The organism is Rhodococcoides fascians NBRC 12155 = LMG 3623, assembly GCF_001894785.1.
In the GTDB taxonomy this organism is placed as follows: domain Bacteria; phylum Actinomycetota; class Actinomycetes; order Mycobacteriales; family Mycobacteriaceae; genus Rhodococcoides; species Rhodococcoides fascians.
The window spans coordinates 2,501-5,444 of the sequence record NZ_BCWW01000027.1; the positions used below are offsets into that span (position 1 = coordinate 2,501).

Sequence of the window (2,944 nt, forward strand, 5' to 3'; positions counted from 1 at the left end):
GGACCACCCGATAAGCCTGAATACTCCCTGGTGACCGATAGCGGACTAGTACCGTGAGGGAAAGGTGAAAAGTACCCCGGGAGGGGAGTGAAATAGTACCTGAAACCGTGCGCTTACAATCCGTCAAAGCCGGTGCATGACTTGTCATGGCTGGTGATGGCGTGCCTTTTGAAGAATGAGCCTGCGAGTTAGTGGCATGTCGCGAGGTTAACCCGTGTGGGGTAGCCGTAGCGAAAGCGAGTCCGAATAGGGCGTATCCACGTTTGTGGTGTAGTGGCGTGTTCTAGACCCGAAGCGGAGTGATCTACCCATGGCCAGGTTGAAGCGACGGTAAGACGTCGTGGAGGACCGAACCCACTTAGGTTGAAAACTGAGGGGATGAGTTGTGGGTAGGGGTGAAAGGCCAATCAAACTCCGTGATAGCTGGTTCTCCCCGAAATGCATTTAGGTGCAGCGTCACGTGTTTCTCACCGGAGGTAGAGCTACTGGATGGTCTAGGGGGCCTACAAGCTTACCGAAATCAGCCAAACTCCGAATGCCGGTGAGTGAGAGCGTGGCAGTGAGACTGCGGGCGATAAGGTTCGTAGTCGAGAGGGAAACAGCCCAGATCGCCAGCTAAGGTCCCTAAGCGTGTACTAAGTGGAAAAGGATGTGGGGTCGCGAAGACAACCAGGAGGTTGGCTTAGAAGCAGCCACCCTTGAAAGAGTGCGTAATAGCTCACTGGTCAAGTGATCCTGCGCCGACAATGTAGCGGGGCTCAAGTACACCACCGAAGCTGCGGCACTCACACAATAGCCCCATTCAGGTCTGCGGATCTGTGTGCAGGTGTGTGGGTGGGTAGGGGAGCGTCGTGCAGCCATGGAAGCATCGGAGTGATCCAGGTGTGGAGGCTGCGCGAGTGAGAATGCAGGCATGAGTAGCGAAAGACGAGTGAGAAACTCGTCCGCCGAATGACCAAGGGTTCCTGGGCCAGGTTAATCCGCCCAGGGTGAGTCGGGACCTAAGACGAGGCCGACAGGCGTAGCCGATGGACAACGGGTTGATATTCCCGTACCCGTGTAACCGCGCCCATGGTGAATCAGTGACACTAACCACCCTGAATCCATATGACCGATCTCTTTCGAGAGTGAGGCGTGTGGTGGATGCGTGGGACCTGATCTGGTAGTAGCCAAGCGATGGGGTGACGCAGGAAGGTAGCTGGGCCAGTCAGTGGTTGTACTGGTGTAAGCCTGTAGGGCGAACGGTAGGCAAATCCGCCGTTCATCAAGCCTGAGAGGTGATGCGTAGCCGATTGAGGCGAATTCAGTGATCCTATGCTGCCGAGAAAAGCCTCTAGTGAGTTGTTACACGGCCCGTACCCCAAACCGACACAGGTGGTCAGGTAGAGAATACTAAGGCGATCGAGATAACTATGGTTAAGGAACTCGGCAAAATGCCCCCGTAACTTCGGGAGAAGGGGGGCCCCTGCCGGTGATCACTCTTGCAGTGTGAGCTGGTGTGGGCCGCAGAGACCAGTGAGAAGCGACTGTTTACTAAAAACACAGGTCCGTGCGAAGTCGTAAGACGATGTATACGGACTGACGCCTGCCCGGTGCTGGAAGGTTAAGAGGACCGGTTAGCTCGTAAGAGCGAAGCTGAGAATTTAAGCCCCAGTAAACGGCGGTGGTAACTATAACCATCCTAAGGTAGCGAAATTCCTTGTCGGGTAAGTTCCGACCTGCACGAATGGCGTAACGACTTCTCAGCTGTCTCAACCATAGACTCGGCGAAATTGCATTACGAGTAAAGATGCTCGTTACGCGCGGCAGGACGAAAAGACCCCGGGACCTTCACTACAGCTTGGTATTGGTGTTCGGTTCGGTTTGTGTAGGATAGGTGGGAGACTGTGAAGCGGTGACGCCAGTTACTGTGGAGTCGTTGTTGAAATACCACTCTGATCGTATTGGATACCTCAACCTCGGACCATGATCTGGTTCAGGGACAGTGCCTGGTGGGTAGTTTAACTGGGGCGGTTGCCTCCTAAAATGTAACGGAGGCGCCCAAAGGTTCCCTCAGCCTGGTTGGCAATCAGGTGTCGAGTGCAAGTGCACAAGGGAGCTTGACTGTGAGACTGACAAGTCGAGCAGGGACGAAAGTCGGGACTAGTGATCCGGCACCGGCAAGTGGAAGCGGTGTCGCTCAACGGATAAAAGGTACCCCGGGGATAACAGGCTGATCTTCCCCAAGAGTCCATATCGACGGGATGGTTTGGCACCTCGATGTCGGCTCGTCGCATCCTGGGGCTGGAGTAGGTCCCAAGGGTTGGGCTGTTCGCCCATTAAAGCGGCACGCGAGCTGGGTTTAGAACGTCGTGAGACAGTTCGGTCTCTATCCGCCGCGCGCGTAAGAAACTTGAGGAAGGCTGTCCCTAGTACGAGAGGACCGGGACGGACGAACCTCTGGTGTGCCAGTTGTTCCACCAGGAGCACCGCTGGTTGGCTACGTTCGGAAGGGATAACCGCTGAAAGCATCTAAGCGGGAAGCCTGTTCCAAGATGAGGTTTCTCACCCCCTCGAGGGGGTAAGGCCCCCGGCAGACCACCGGGTTGATAGGCCAGAACTGGAAGTACAGCAATGTATGCAGGTGACTGGTACTAATAGGCCGAGGACTTACCACAAAGAAGCTACGCGTCCACTGTGCAATATCTGAAACAACACACGAGTTGTTCAGTAACACAACCGAATACAGGTCCAAGAACGAAACACCACCCCCGACAGTATGTGGGGGATGTGTTCTCCGACTGAGACCGCTCGTGACACTGTTTCGCAGAGTTACGGCGGCCATAGCGGAGGGGAAACGCCCGGTCCCATTCCGAACCCGGAAGCTAAGCCCTCCAGCGCCGATGGTACTGCACTCGACAGGGTGTGGGAGAGTAGGACACCGCCGAACACAACATCCCAAAAT

The 2,944-nt window shown here is 55.4% G+C and carries 2 rRNA genes (1 of these 2 only partly in view); both read left to right on the forward strand.

The features are described from left to right. Positions 1-2,657, forward strand: a 23S ribosomal RNA gene (locus tag RFA01S_RS27170); it begins 497 nt to the left of the window's first position. Between the two features lie 155 nt (positions 2,658-2,812). After that, positions 2,813-2,929 (forward strand): 5S ribosomal RNA (gene rrf / locus RFA01S_RS27175). The last annotated feature ends 15 nt before the right edge of the window (positions 2,930-2,944 follow it).